Source organism: Streptomyces sp. NPDC057900 (genome assembly GCF_042887885.1).
GTDB lineage: Bacteria > Actinomycetota > Actinomycetes > Streptomycetales > Streptomycetaceae > Streptomyces.
Genome location: NZ_JBHVOI010000005.1, coordinates 399,420 through 411,769 on the forward strand (window position 1 = coordinate 399,420; position 12,350 = coordinate 411,769).

At 72.8% G+C, this 12,350-nt stretch carries 13 protein-coding genes; 8 read left to right on the forward strand and 5 right to left on the reverse strand.

Features of this window, described 5'->3' with window-relative positions; translation table 11 throughout:
• Positions 1 to 170 precede the first annotated feature (170 nt).
• Positions 171 to 350 carry a hypothetical protein gene (locus ACFVQ0_RS22030; RefSeq protein WP_390090439.1) on the reverse strand — a complete coding sequence of 60 codons (180 nt, stop codon included), beginning with the start codon at positions 348 to 350 and terminating at the stop codon, positions 171 to 173.
• A 229-nt stretch (positions 351 to 579) separates the two neighbouring features.
• On the opposite strand from ACFVQ0_RS22030, the gene ACFVQ0_RS22035 reads away from it, so the two are divergent.
• From ACFVQ0_RS22035 to ACFVQ0_RS22050, 4 genes are all read left to right on the forward strand, one after another.
• Positions 580 to 1,905 (forward strand): NYN domain-containing protein, encoded by a 1,326-nt coding sequence (locus ACFVQ0_RS22035; protein WP_390090441.1) that lies wholly within the window; start codon positions 580 to 582, stop codon positions 1,903 to 1,905.
• Positions 1,906 to 2,059: 154 nt separating this feature from the next.
• Complete coding sequence (locus ACFVQ0_RS22040) at positions 2,060 to 3,034, forward strand: ABC transporter ATP-binding protein (RefSeq protein WP_390090763.1); 975 nt, start codon at positions 2,060 to 2,062, stop codon at positions 3,032 to 3,034.
• Between the two features lie 85 nt (positions 3,035 to 3,119).
• The gene (locus ACFVQ0_RS22045) at positions 3,120 to 3,989 is read left to right on the forward strand and encodes an ABC transporter permease (RefSeq protein WP_390090443.1); all 870 of its coding nucleotides are present in this window, start codon (positions 3,120 to 3,122) and stop codon (positions 3,987 to 3,989) included.
• Between the two features lie 34 nt (positions 3,990 to 4,023).
• Positions 4,024 to 4,773, forward strand: a complete 750-nt coding sequence (locus ACFVQ0_RS22050; protein ID WP_390090445.1) for an ABC transporter permease — start codon at positions 4,024 to 4,026, stop codon at positions 4,771 to 4,773.
• Positions 4,774 to 4,780: 7 nt separating this feature from the next.
• Here the strand turns inward: ACFVQ0_RS22050 and ybaK are convergent, their stop codons facing one another.
• The 4 genes from ybaK to ACFVQ0_RS22070 all read right to left on the reverse strand — a co-directional run bounded on the left by ybaK (position 4,781) and on the right by ACFVQ0_RS22070 (position 8,955).
• Positions 4,781 to 5,290: a Cys-tRNA(Pro) deacylase gene (gene ybaK / locus ACFVQ0_RS22055; protein WP_390090447.1), complete on the reverse strand. Its 510-nt coding sequence runs from the start codon at positions 5,288 to 5,290 to the stop codon at positions 4,781 to 4,783.
• A 22-nt stretch (positions 5,291 to 5,312) separates the two neighbouring features.
• Complete coding sequence (locus tag ACFVQ0_RS22060; protein ID WP_390090449.1) at positions 5,313 to 6,056, reverse strand: LON peptidase substrate-binding domain-containing protein; 744 nt, start codon at positions 6,054 to 6,056, stop codon at positions 5,313 to 5,315.
• A gap of 5 nt (positions 6,057 to 6,061) precedes the next feature.
• Positions 6,062 to 7,099 carry a hypothetical protein gene (locus tag ACFVQ0_RS22065; protein ID WP_390090451.1) on the reverse strand — a complete coding sequence of 346 codons (1,038 nt, stop codon included), beginning with the start codon at positions 7,097 to 7,099 and terminating at the stop codon, positions 6,062 to 6,064.
• Between the two features lie 254 nt (positions 7,100 to 7,353).
• Entirely contained in the window at positions 7,354 to 8,955 is a 1,602-nt protein-coding gene (locus ACFVQ0_RS22070) for an oxidoreductase (RefSeq protein ID WP_390090453.1), read from the reverse strand.
• Between the two features lie 177 nt (positions 8,956 to 9,132).
• On the opposite strand from ACFVQ0_RS22070, the gene hisD reads away from it, so the two are divergent.
• Genes hisD through ACFVQ0_RS22090 form a run of 4 tightly spaced genes read left to right on the forward strand, consistent with a single transcriptional unit; the run spans position 9,133 to position 12,342 of the window.
• A complete protein-coding gene (gene hisD / locus ACFVQ0_RS22075; protein ID WP_390090455.1) occupies positions 9,133 to 10,455 on the forward strand; it encodes a histidinol dehydrogenase in 1,323 nt (440 codons plus the stop codon).
• Positions 10,452 to 11,579 carry a histidinol-phosphate transaminase gene (locus tag ACFVQ0_RS22080; protein ID WP_390090457.1) on the forward strand — a complete coding sequence of 376 codons (1,128 nt, stop codon included), beginning with the start codon at positions 10,452 to 10,454 and terminating at the stop codon, positions 11,577 to 11,579. Before hisD ends, ACFVQ0_RS22080 begins: the two co-directional genes overlap by 4 nt.
• The gene (hisB, locus tag ACFVQ0_RS22085) at positions 11,576 to 12,178 is read left to right on the forward strand and encodes an imidazoleglycerol-phosphate dehydratase HisB (RefSeq protein WP_311306228.1); all 603 of its coding nucleotides are present in this window, start codon (positions 11,576 to 11,578) and stop codon (positions 12,176 to 12,178) included. Before ACFVQ0_RS22080 ends, hisB begins: the two co-directional genes overlap by 4 nt.
• Positions 12,175 to 12,342: a hypothetical protein gene (locus ACFVQ0_RS22090; protein ID WP_199884395.1), complete on the forward strand. Its 168-nt coding sequence runs from the start codon at positions 12,175 to 12,177 to the stop codon at positions 12,340 to 12,342. The genes hisB and ACFVQ0_RS22090 overlap by 4 nt, the downstream gene beginning before the upstream one ends.
• The last annotated feature ends 8 nt before the right edge of the window (positions 12,343 to 12,350 follow it).

Here is a 12,350-nt window from a genome sequence, read left to right on the forward strand (position 1 = left end):
CGTCGGGGGGGGGGGCGGCGCCCGGCCGCCGCGGGGGGGGGGGGGGGGGCGGCCGGGGGGGGGGGGGGGGGCCGCCCCCCCCCCCCCCCCCCGGGGGGGGGGCCCCCCCCCCCCCCCGCGGCCCCCCCCTCTCGGCTCTACCGGCCGGTGGCCGTACCGGAGGAGTCCGGTCAGTTGTGGCCGAAGCGCCGCTGATGCTTACGCGCAACATCGGCAGGGCTGCCCTGGGACTGGGTCTGAGACTGGTTCTGCGACTCGAAAGCCGTGGACCGTGCCTCCTGCGCACCGCGCTCCGACTCGGTAGCGCGGTCCTGCTGGCTGCCCTGCTTGCGGTTCTTGTTCTTGGCCATGGTGTTCCTCCTTGGGGGACTCTCGGGGCCAGGACCACAATCAAATTCACATAATCGGATAAACATCGCATGTTGGATCATTACCGTGCGTAGTGAGGGGGTATGATGCGCCGTTTTCCGGATCCGCCACGCCGATGATCGAGTTCCACCCGTTAACCCCCGCGTGGTCGGGCAGACTCGAAGAAAACCCCTGACCCGAGTGGACCCGTTCCCGAATTCCTGGAAGAGGGTGGAACGCGTGGACCGTTGCGTCGTCCTGGTGGACGCCGGTTACCTGCTGGGCGCGGCCGCCAGCCTGCTGGCCGGAGAGCCCGCCCGTTCCCGGATCACCGTCGACCACGCGGCGCTGATCCAGGGGCTCAGGGAGCGGGCGGAGGCCGACACGGAACAGCCGCTGCTGCGGATCTACTGGTTCGACGGCGCCCCCGACCGGGTACCGCAGCCCGAGCATCGCAGGCTGCGCGTCATGCCACGGGTGACGGTGCGACTGGGCGCCCTCACCCGCAGTGACGGACGCTGGGCACAGAAGGGCGTCGACGCGGCGATGCACGCCGAGCTCACCGAACTCGCGCGCAACCGCGCCTGCTCCGACGTGGTCCTGGTGACCGGCGACGGCGATCTGCTGCCCGGCCTGATGTCCGCCAAGGAACACGGCGTGGCCGTCCACCTCTGGGCGGTCCAGGCCGCCGACGGCGACTACAACCAGTCAGAGGACCTCGTCGCGGAGGCCGACGAGCGGCGCGTGCTCGACCGGACCTGGATCACCCGCGCCGTACGCGCCAAGGAGACCGGCGGCCCGTGCGCGCCGCCGCCCGCCGCGCGGAACTCCGAGATCGCCGCGATCCTCTCCGCCCCGCTGCCGGAGGCCGCCCTCGCGGCCTCGGCGGAGCGGGCCACGGAGGCCCAGGCGGAGGCCGCCCGAGCCGGTGCGCCGGAACCGTCGGAGGAGCCCGCTCCGCACACCCCGCACAGCCACCCGGGCCGGGGCGTCCCCACCCCGAAGGACCTCGCCGGCACCCTGCGCGGCCCCGGCGCCCAGCCCGCCCAGCAAGCCGCCCCGCCGCCCGCCAACGCCACCCTGCGCTGGTCCTCCGACCGGGGCTGGGTGGAGCGCGGCGGCCCCCTCGGTGAGCCCCCGGAGACCGCGTCCCTCCCGACGCTGGCCCAGATCACCAGCGCGGAGCAGCGCTGGGCGGACCGCGAGGAGGACATCACCACGGTCGGCGGCGACCCCTTCGAGGTGGGGCAGGTCTTCGCCCGGCGCTGGATGGAACGGCTGCCGGAGACGCTCCACCTCCAGAAGCTGTCCACCATGTACCCCCGCGTCCCGCACCGCATCGACGGCGAACTGCTCAGGTACGCCGCCCGGTTCGGGCTGCTCGCGCACAAGGACGACCAGATCGACGAGCACGACCGGTACGCGATCCGGGCCGGGTTCTGGCGCGAGATCGACGTACGGGCGGCCACGGAGCACGTGCCGCCGCCGCCCGAGAAGCACGCCCCGCCGGTGGCCCGCGCGGAGAAATCGGAGAAAGCGGCACCTGCCGGGGACTGAGACCGCATCGATGGCCGGGGCGCTCAACCCTTCCGCGGATCGCCGCGTTGATGGCCCGCCGTCGCGGCCCCGGGCGTCATCGGGGCGCCCGGACCCCGTACTCTCGTACCTCGTGAGTACGGGCACAGCACAGGCGCAGACGGCGAGCGGCACCGTGTGCGCGGTGCGTGATCTGGTCAAGACCTACCCGGCGGCCCGGGGCAGGCGCGGCAGGCCCGCCACCCCAGAGGTACGCGCCACCGACGGCATCAGCCTCGACGTCCGGCGCGGTGAGATCTTCGGACTGCTCGGGCCCAACGGCGCCGGCAAGTCCACCCTCGTACGGCAGCTCACCGGGCTGATGCGGCCCGACTCCGGCAGTGTCGACATGCTCGGCCACGACCTCGTGCGCCATCCCGAGCGGGCCGCCAGGCTGCTCGGCTACCTCGGCCAGGAGTCGACCGCGCTGGACGAGCTGACGGTGGCGCTCGCCGCGGAGACCACCGGACGGCTGCGCGGACTGCCGGTACGGGACGCCCGTGCCGAACGCGACGCCGTACTCGACGAACTCGGCCTCACCGAACTCGCAGGCCGGCCCCTGAAGAAGCTCTCCGGCGGGCAGCGGCGACTCGCGTGCGTCGCGGCCGCGCTGGTCGGGGAGCGGCCGGTGCTCATCCTCGACGAGCCGACGACCGGCATGGACCCGGTCGCCCGGCGTGCCGTCTGGGCGGCCGTCGACCGGCGGCGGGCCGAGCGCGGCGCGACGGTGCTGCTGGTCACCCACAACGTCATCGAGGCGGAGACCGTCCTGGACCGGGTCGCCGTCATCGACCGGGGCAGGGTCATCGCCTGCGACACCCCGGCCGGGCTCAAGGAGCAGGTCGCCGGTGAGGTCAGGGTGGAGCTGGTGTGGCGCGAACGGGCCCCGCTGGAGGTGCCGGAGGTCGCCGCGCTGCGGGCGTCCGCGCAGGAGTCCGGACGCCGCTGGGTGCTGCGGCTCGGGCCCGACGAGGCACGGGCGGCGGTCGCCGCGGTGACCGGCGGGGCGGCCTTCGCCGCGCTCGACGACTTCACCCTGGCCACGCCCAGCCTGGAGGATGTCTATCTGGCGCTCGGCGGTGGCGCGACCAAGGGACTGGTGAAGTCATGACCGCGACGCGTGCGACGAGCGGCGCGACCGGCAAGGACCGGTACGGGCGTACGGCCGGGCAGGGACCGAACAGGAGCAGCGCCAGGTGACGAGCATCGTTCGCGCGGAGGCGGTGCCCGGGCAGTCCGGGCAGCCGGCCCACTCCGGGCCGTCGGACAGGGCAGGCCGGGACGCTTCCGCCGACGGCCGGAGCACGCAGGCCGCCGAGCTCGCCCCGAGGGCCGGGCTCTTCCCCTCACTCGCGGCGGTCTACCGGGCCCAGCTCTCCCGGGCCAGGGTCGCCCGCATCCCGCTGCTCTTCGTGGCGACCTTCCAGTCCGTCGGGATCATGGTCCTGATGCGCGGGGTCGTCGACGGCGGCTCGGAGGCGCGGGCCGTCGTGGCCGGGTCCAGCGTCCTGGTCGTCGCCTTCGTCGCGCTCAACCTGCTCGCCCAGTACTTCGGGCAGCTCCGGGCCGGCGGAGGGCTCGACCACTACGCGACGCTGCCCGTGCCGCCCGCCGCCGTGGTGCTCGGGGCGGCCGGGGCGTACGCCTCCTTCACCGTGCCCGGCACCATCGTCACGGCGGTGGCCGGCAGCGTGCTCTTCGGGCTGCCGATGGCCCACCTGTGGGTGCTCGTCGCCGTCATCCCGCTCTCCGGCGCGGCCCTCTCCGGACTCGGCGCCGCGCTCGGGCTGCTCGCGCCCCGGCAGGAGCTGGCCACGCTGCTGGGGCAGCTGGGCATGTCCGCCGCCCTGCTGCTGGGCGTGCTCCCGGCGAACCGGCTGCCGGAGCCGATCGGCTGGGCCCGCGATCTGCTGCCCTCCACCTACGGGGTCGAGGCGCTCGCCCGCTCCTTCGACGCCCACCCCGACTGGGCCGTCGTCACCCTCGACCTGGCCGTCTGCGCCGTCGTGGGCGTCCTCTCGCTGGCCGTGGCGGCCTGGGCGTACCGCAGGGCGGCGGTCCGGTGAGGCGCGGCACAGGGACGCCTGGCACGATGGCACGGTGACAGCACCTCTGACGCCGCCGAGCCAGCCCTCGCCCCACGAGCCGTGGCAGACGCCGCAGAAGGGGGGCGGTCCCGGCGGTTCCCATCTCAGGAACCTGCTGGAGTCGCAGGAGGAACGGGATCTCCGTACGGATCTGCGCCGGGCCGGGATCGTCTGCGCGGCCGTGACGGTCGCCGGGGTCGCGCTCGGACTGCTGTGGCTGTGGCTGGCGCCCAGGGTGCCGCTGATCTCCGACAACACCGCCGTCTTCCTGAGCGACAGCGAGGGTGAGGAGGCGATCGGGGCCGACGGAACGTTCGCGCTGCTCGCGCTGGCGTTCGGCGCGGTCTCCGCGGGGCTGGCCTTCCTCTTCCACCGGCGGGGCGGGGTCGTACTCGTCGTGGGCCTCGCGGTGGGCGGCATGCTCGGCTCCGTGCTGGCGTGGCAGCTGGGGACCAGGCTCGGGCCGACCGATGACGTGGTCGCCCACGCACGCGAGGTCGGCAAGGGCGTGATCTTCGACGCGCCGCTGGAGCTGCACGCGAAGGGAGCGCTGCTGGCGTGGTCGCTGGCGGCGATGGCCGTGCACCTGGGGCTGACGGCGATGTTCGGGCCGCGGGACCCGGAACCGGATTGGGGGGTCTACCACGGGCCGGGCGGGGCGCCGGTGTACGGGGCCGCGCCGTCGTCGGGGGCCGGGCCCGAGACCGGGCCCAAGACCGGGCCGTCGAGGCCCGAGCCGCCTGTGCCGCCCACGGGCTCGTAGCGGAGGCTCAGGCCTGACCCCGGCCGATGGGCGCGAACACCGCGCCCGTCAGGGCCGCCAGATCTTCCGGGGACAGTTCGACCTCCAGGCCGCGCCGCCCCGCGGAGACGCAGACCGTGGAGTGGGCCCGTGCCGACGCGTCCAGCACCGTGGGCAGCCGCTTGCGCTGGCCCAGCGGGGAGATGCCGCCCAGGACGTAGCCCGTGGTCCGCTCCGCCGCCGCCGGGTCCGCCATGGCCGCCCGCTTCCCGCCGACGGCCGTGGCCAGGGCCTTCAGGTCCAGCGAACCGGCGACCGGGACGACCGCGACCGTCAGCCGGCCGTCCACATCGGCCACCAGGGTCTTGAACACCCGGTCGGGGGAGACGCCGAGTGCCTCTGCCGCCTCCTCGCCGTAGGAGGCGGCCGCCGGGTCGTGCTCGTAGGCGTGCACCGTGAAGGGTGTGCCGGCCGCGGTCAGCGCGACCGTGGCGGGCGTGGAGCCGGACTGGGGCTGCTTCTTCGGCTTCTTCGCCACGGGGGAGTGGCCCTCCGGTCGCTCAGTTGGGGTGGGTCGGGGCCCGGGTCAGCTCGACCGCGGGCAGCGACGGCAGGTGCCGGATGACGGCCGTCTCGGAACGCAGCAGCGTCAGCTCCTCGCGGAGCCGGGTCGCGGTGTCCGGGGCCTGGAGCAGGCGCTGCTTGGCGGGGATGTCCAGTACGGCCGCCGCGGCGACCAGGTACGAGATGACGGCCGGGTCGTCGGGCAGGTCCGCACCGGTGGTGAGGGAGCGTTCGCTCGCGCCCGCCAGCCGCTTCTGGTAGCTCCGGAAGGCCCGCAGGACGCCCTCGGCGAGCGCGCCCGCGTCCTCGCCCGGATCCTCGTCCAGCTCTTCGAGCTCGGCCGTCAGATACGGGCCGCCGGTGTCCACCGAGAGCAGCCGGACCCGGGTGGTGCCGGTCGCCAGGACCTCGAAGCTGCCGTCCGAGCGCTCCCGGATCTTCGCCGCGTCGGCGATACAGCCCACCCGGTGGAACGTCTGGACGGGATCGGGGCCGAAGCCGTCCGCCGGACCGCGCTCGGCCGGAACGCGGCCGGGGTCGGGCATTCCGGTGGCCGTCGGAGCGGTCTCGCGGCCGTCGCGGATGGCGACCACGGCGAAGCGGCGCGGTTCGTCCTCATCGGTCTTCAGCAGCTCGCGCATCATGGCGCGATAACGCTCCTCGAAGACGTTCAGCGGCAGCACGAGGCCGGGGAACAGCACCGCGTTCAGCGGGAACAGAGGCAGGCGAGCGGTGGTCACAACGGTCAAGCGTAATGGCCGCGGGCCCGTCCTCGGTCGGCCCGGTGTCGCAAGGGCGTCACAGACGCCACCTGGAGCCTGGTGCCGTCGCGTGCGTCGAGGAACCGGCCGAGCGGATCGTCGGACACGGAGGACCACGGGAACGACGCCGCGTGGGGTCCGATCTGCCGGAACTGTTCCAGCGCCTCGTCCCACCGCCCCCGTGCGACCAGCACGTACGCGAGCAGGTTGCGGACCTCGGCCGGCCACGGATCGCCCGGAGCGAACGCGGCGGAGAGCGTGATCGCCAGATCCGCGGCCCGGTCGATCCGCTCGATCTGCACCGAGGTGGTCCGCACGTCCGGTCCCTCGGTCAGCACGGCGAAGGCCGCCCGCAGCGGCAGCGCCTGCACCAGGGAGCTGGACAGCGAGTCCTCCGCTGCCCGCTCCGCGAAGTCGAAGCACTCGCGGTGCGAGCCGTACCAGGCGGCGGAGAGGTACTGGAGGGCGGCGACATGGCAGCCGTAGTGGTGCGTGGAGCGCTGTATGGCCTGCTCCCACAGTGCCTCGAACGTGGTGTGCGTGGCCCGGGTGCCGCGGGCGTGGTCGAGCGCGAGGCGCCAGGGCACCGGATCGCGCGGGTCGCACTCCGCGGCGGCCGTGATCATCGGACCCACCTGGCGCAGCTGTTCCGCGCGGGCGGGCGACTCCCAGCCGCGCAACAGGGCGAGCTGAGCCTTGACGAGCAGCGCGTCGGGGTCGTGCGGGGCGGCGGCCAGCCAGTCGCCCAGCCAGCCGTCCCGGTTGCGGGCGAACGCCACGAGCCGCTTCAGGTAGCGGTCCCGGCTCTCCCACTCGCCCGCGTCCCTGGTGGTGGCGAGCAGCTTCGCGGCCGGTTCGTACTCCCCGAGCGCGGCGGCGACCAGTGCGGGCGACAGTCTGTCGTCGGGGGCGTCGAGCATCACCGCATGGTCCGCGGGCAACCCGGTCGACAGTTCCGGGGTGTGCCGGACCATGCGCGCGGTACGGAGCAGAGCGCGGAGGAAAGGCATGGTGCAGACCATTGAAAAGCGCTGGTGGGAGCGGCGCCAGAGGGGTGCTGTGAAACTTTGGTGGCGAGTGAAAGGGTTGCCCGGCAGATGGCCAAGAAAGAGTAAAGGAAAATGCGGAATCTGGCCGATTATTGCCGTTCGGGGAGTAACCGGAAGACCGTCCGCCAGGCGTGGGCGCGGCTGCGGGGGCGCGTCCCGTTGCCCCTCCGTCCGCTCGTGGAGCGGGTGGAGGGGCAACGGCCGGGCGCGGCGGGGCCGCTCCCCGGTCAGCTGCGGCTCAGCAGCCGTGAGGCCCCTGCCGCGACGGTGGTGGCCAGTATCCAACCCAGCATGATGAGCGCGGCCGCCACCCACTGCCAGCCGCCCTCCATCAGCCAGTAGCCGTCCTGGCCGAGGTTGATCACCGGCACCAGCAGATCCAGCGCGTACAGGGCCGGGTTCCACTCCGGATGCTCGTTCCCCTTGATCGACGCCGGCTGGTAGCGCGAGAAGGCCACCGCTCCCGCCGCCCACAGCACCGCCATCCACACCGCGGCCCGCCCCGGCCGGTAGCCGTACGCCACCGTCCAGTCCTGGAGGTAGCCCCAGAGCTTCGCGGCGGGCGGCAGGGTCTCCCGGCGCCGCCGCTGCTTGGCGAGCAGCACCTCGCGGGCGTCCGCGTCCTCGCCGCTGTTGCGGAGCACCGTGGCCAGCCGCTCGTACGGCTCCGGCACGTACTCCGGGGTCGCCGCCGCCACCCACTCCAGCCGCCGGGAGAGCGGGAAGTGCCCGTACGGGACGAGGTTCTCGTACACGAACCCGCCCATCGCCAGACCGCCCGGACCCGGCCAGCTGGTCGACACGTCGATCAGCGTGACGATCTTCGCCCCGTTCAGCACCACCCGGCCCTGGGCCGGGCGCTCCGGGTTGAACCTCAGCTCCGGAGCGACTATCCGGCGCAGCGACAGCTCCTCGTGGCCGATCAGGACGAAGACGGCCTTGTGCAGATCGACGGCGTCCCCGAACCGCCCGTCGTCCAGCCGCACCCCGCCGCGGCACCGGAAGACCTGTGCACGGGTGCCGTGCGCGGGCGTCGGGGACAGGGTGATGCCGTACGGGGGAGTGTTGCCCTGGTTCCCGGTGTCCACGCTGACCCAGGCCTCGCTCATGTACAGCGTCCGCTCCACACTGAGCTGCGGGGCGTTCAGCGCGCGGAGCCCCTGGGTGGCCCGGAGCCGGCTGCCGCGCAGACTCAGCGAACCGCCCACCTTCGCCCCGCGCAGGCTCAGCTCGCCGAGCGTCTCGATCATCTCCGCCTGGAGGTCCTGGGCGACGGTGAGCCCGTCACCGATGAACGCCCGGCCCTGCCGGTCGGGCCCGATGCCGATCTGGTTGAGCAGCAGATCCGTGCCGATCTGCGCGTCCGTGAGCCGGATGCCGCGTTCCACCCGGCAGCGCGGCAGATGGAGATCGCCCTCGGTGCGCAGCCGGGCCGCGTCCAGCCGGGGCATCGCGCACCCGACCATCCGCAAGGTCGTGAAGTGGCACTCGGGGAGCACCACTTCCTGCTCGAATCGGCAGTCGGTCAGCTCCACGTACGGCTCCACCCGGCCGCCCGCGAGATCCAGCTTTCCGGTGATCCGTACGCCCCGGAGCTTCAGCGCGGCCACCCGGCCGGGCCTGGCCTTGGGGCCGCTCAGCAGCAGCCGGGCGACTACCCGGGCGTCCACACTGCGTTCCAGGCCCCAGGCGAGCGGGGCGAACGGATCGTTGAGGGCCGCGTCACGGGCGCGCAGATCGTAGGTGGTCCCGTTCCTGAACGACTGCCACATGCCCAGCTCGGCCGCGCTGAGGTCGTCCGGAAAATCCCCGTCGTGCGGTTCGGTCACCGACGCCCCTTTCACTCGGAGCCTTGGGCCGACCAGCACATCGGGGGTCGGTCCGTAGTCCCGTTATTCCCTCTGAGTGACCGAATGAACGCTAATAGTCAGCCGTGACAGCGAGGGCATGTATCAGCCAGTGATACGGGCGTCCGGGGCTCTGGAGCGGTCTGAGAGAATTGGGAGGTGATCTCTCGAATCGATCTGCGCGGCGATGCCCTCCCCGAGGGCGGCGCCCTGCGCGACCTGCTGCCCCGTGCCGAGTTCGACGTGGAAGCCGCCCTGGAAACGGTGCGGCCCATCTGCGAGGACGTACGCCATCGTGGCTCCGCGGCAGTGATCGACTGGGGGGCGAAATTCGACGGGGTGCGGATCGGCTCGATCCGGGTCCCGGCCGAGGCGATCGACGAGGCGCTGGAGCAGCTCGACCCCGCCGTGCGCGCCGCCCTGGAGGAGTCGATCCGCCGCGCCCGCCTCGTCCACCGCGAGCAGCGCCGCACCACGCACACCACCCAGGTCGTCCCTGGCGGCACCGTCACCGAGAAGTGGGTGCCGGTCGAGCGCGTCGGGCTGTACGTGCCGGGCGGGCGTTCGGTCTACCCGTCCTCCGTCGTGATGAACGTGGTCCCGGCCCAGGAGGCGGGCGTCGAGGGCATCGCCGTCGCGTCCCCGCCGCAGAAGGAGTTCGGCGGACTGCCGCACCCCACGATCCTGGCCGCCTGCGCCCTGCTCGGCGTGGACGAGGTCTACGCGGCCGGCGGCGCCCAGGCCGTCGCGATGTTCGCCTACGGCACCGAGGACTGCCTGCCCGTCGACCTCGTCACGGGCCCCGGCAACATCTACGTCGCCGCCGCCAAGCGCCTCCTCAAGGGCCGCATCGGCATCGACGCGGAGGCAGGCCCCACCGAGATCGCGATCCTCGCTGACTCCACCGCGGACCCGGTGCACGTCGCCGCCGACCTGATCAGCCAGGCCGAGCACGACCCGATGGCCGCCGCGGTGCTGGTGACCGACTCGGAGGAGCTCGCCGCCGCCACGGAGGCCGAGCTCAAGCCGCAGGTCGCCGCGACCAAGCACGTCACGGACCGGATCGAACCCGCGCTGGCCGGCCGCCAGTCCGCGATCGTCCTGGTCAACGACCTGGAGGACGGTCTCAAGGTCGTCGACGCGTACGCCGCGGAGCACCTGGAGATCCAGACCGCCGACGCCTCGGCCGTCGCGGACCGGGTCCGCAACGCCGGAGCGGTCTTCGTCGGCCCCTGGTCCCCGGTCTCCCTCGGCGACTACTGCGCCGGCTCCAACCACGTACTGCCCACCGGCGGCTGCGCCTGCCACTCCTCCGGGCTGTCCGTGCAGTCGTTCCTGCGCGGCATCCACATCGTCGACTACACCCGCGACGCGCTGGCCGAGGTCACCCACCACGTCGTGACCCTCGCGGAGGCGGAGGACCTCCCCGCCCACGGCGCCGCGCTGAAGGCCCGGTTCGGCTGGAAGGTTCCGCAGCAGTGACGAACAGCGATTCCCCCCGCAACGCCTGGGACGACCTCCCCATCCGGGACGAACTGCGCGGCCAGTCCCCGTACGGCGCGCCCCAGCTCGACGTACCGGTCCGGCTGAACACCAACGAGAATCCGTACCCGCTCCCGGAGGCGCTGGTCGACCGGATCGCGGAGCGGGTCCGCGAGGCCGCCCGTGACCTGAACCGCTACCCCGACCGGGAAGCCGTCGAGCTCCGCACCGAGCTGGCCCGCTACCTCAGCCGCACCGCCGGGCACCAGGTCGGCCGCGCCAACGTCTGGGCGGCCAACGGCTCCAACGAGGTGCTCCAGCAGCTGCTGCAGACCTTCGGCGGCCCCGGCCGTACCGCGATCGGCTTCGAGCCCTCGTACTCCATGCACGCCCTCATCGCCCGAGGCACCGGAACCGGCTGGATCTCGGGGCCGCGCAACGAGGACTTCACCATCGACGTGGACGCGGCCCGCGAGGTCATCGCCCGCGAGCGGCCCGACGTCGTCTTCATCACCTCGCCCAACAACCCCACCGGCACCGCGGTCGACGCCGAGACCGTCCTCGCGCTGTACGACGCCGCGCAGGCCGCGAAGCCGTCGATGGTCGTGGTCGACGAGGCGTACGGCGAGTTCAGCCACCACCCCTCGCTGCTCCCGCTGATCGAGGGCCGCCCCCGCATGGTGCTCTCGCGCACCATGTCGAAGGCGTTCGGCGCCGCCGGACTGCGGCTCGGCTACCTCGCCGCGGACCCCGCCGTCGTGGACGCTGTCCAGCTGGTCCGGCTCCCGTACCACCTGTCCTCCGTCACCCAGGCCACCGCGCTCGCCGCCCTGGAGCACACCGATACGCTCCTCGGGTACGTGGCCCAGCTCAAGAGCGAACGCGACCGGATCGTCACCGGGCTGCGCGCCCAGGGCTTCGACGTCACCGACTCGGACGCCAACTTCGTCCAGTTCGGCCGCTTCGCCGACAGCCACACCGCCTGGCAGCACATTCTCGACCGGGGCGTCCTGGTCCGGGACAACGGCGTACCGGGATGGCTGCGGGTCTCCGCAGGGACCCCGGCAGAGAACGACGCGTTCCTCGATGCGGTACGCGAACTGAAGAAGGAGCACGACGCATGACTCGCGAGGCCCGCGTAGGAAGAGTGGAGCGGACCACCAAGGAAACCTCCGTGCTCGTCGAGATCAACCTCGACGGCACCGGCAAGGTCGATGTCGCGACCGGGGTCGGCTTCTACGACCACATGCTCGACCAGCTCGGCCGCCACGGGCTGTTCGACCTCACGGTCAAGACCGACGGCGACCTGCACATCGACTCGCACCACACCATCGAGGACACCGCCCTCGCGCTCGGCGCCGCCTTCAAGCAGGCCCTCGGCGACAAGGTCGGCATCTACCGCTTCGGCAACTGCACCGTCCCGCTGGACGAGTCGCTCGCCCAGGTCACCGTCGACCTCTCCGGCCGCCCGTACCTGGTGCACACAGAGCCCGAGAACATGGCGCCGATGATCGGCGAGTACGACACGACGATGACCCGGCACATCCTGGAGTCGTTCGTCGCTCAGGCGCAGATCGCCCTGCACGTCCACGTCCCGTACGGGCGCAACGCCCACCACATCGTGGAGTGCCAGTTCAAGGCGCTGGCCCGTGCCCTGCGTTACGCCAGCGAGCACGACCCGCGTGCGGCCGGAATCCTCCCCTCCACGAAGGGCGCGCTGTGACCGGCCTCAACACCATCCTGATCCTGGTCGGCCTCTTCCTGGCCGGCGGGGTCTACTCCTTCTCGAAGCAGGGCATGCCCAAGGGCGTCATCGTGCTGCTCTCCATCGGATCCCTGATGTGCCTGGTCGCGGGCGTCATGCGGATCCAGGGACTCTGGGACTAGGGGCGCCG

What these genes read in the sequence shown, in the direction of transcription:
- hisB (WP_311306228.1), top strand. Translation starts at nt 11,576, where the DNA reads ATGACTCGCGAGGCCCGCGTAGGAAGAGTGGAGCGGACCACCAAGGAA.
- ACFVQ0_RS22065 (WP_390090451.1), bottom strand. Translation starts at nt 7,099, where the DNA reads ATGGTCTGCACCATGCCTTTCCTCCGCGCTCTGCTCCGTACCGCGCGC.
- ACFVQ0_RS22030 (WP_390090439.1), bottom strand. Translation starts at nt 350, where the DNA reads ATGGCCAAGAACAAGAACCGCAAGCAGGGCAGCCAGCAGGACCGCGCT.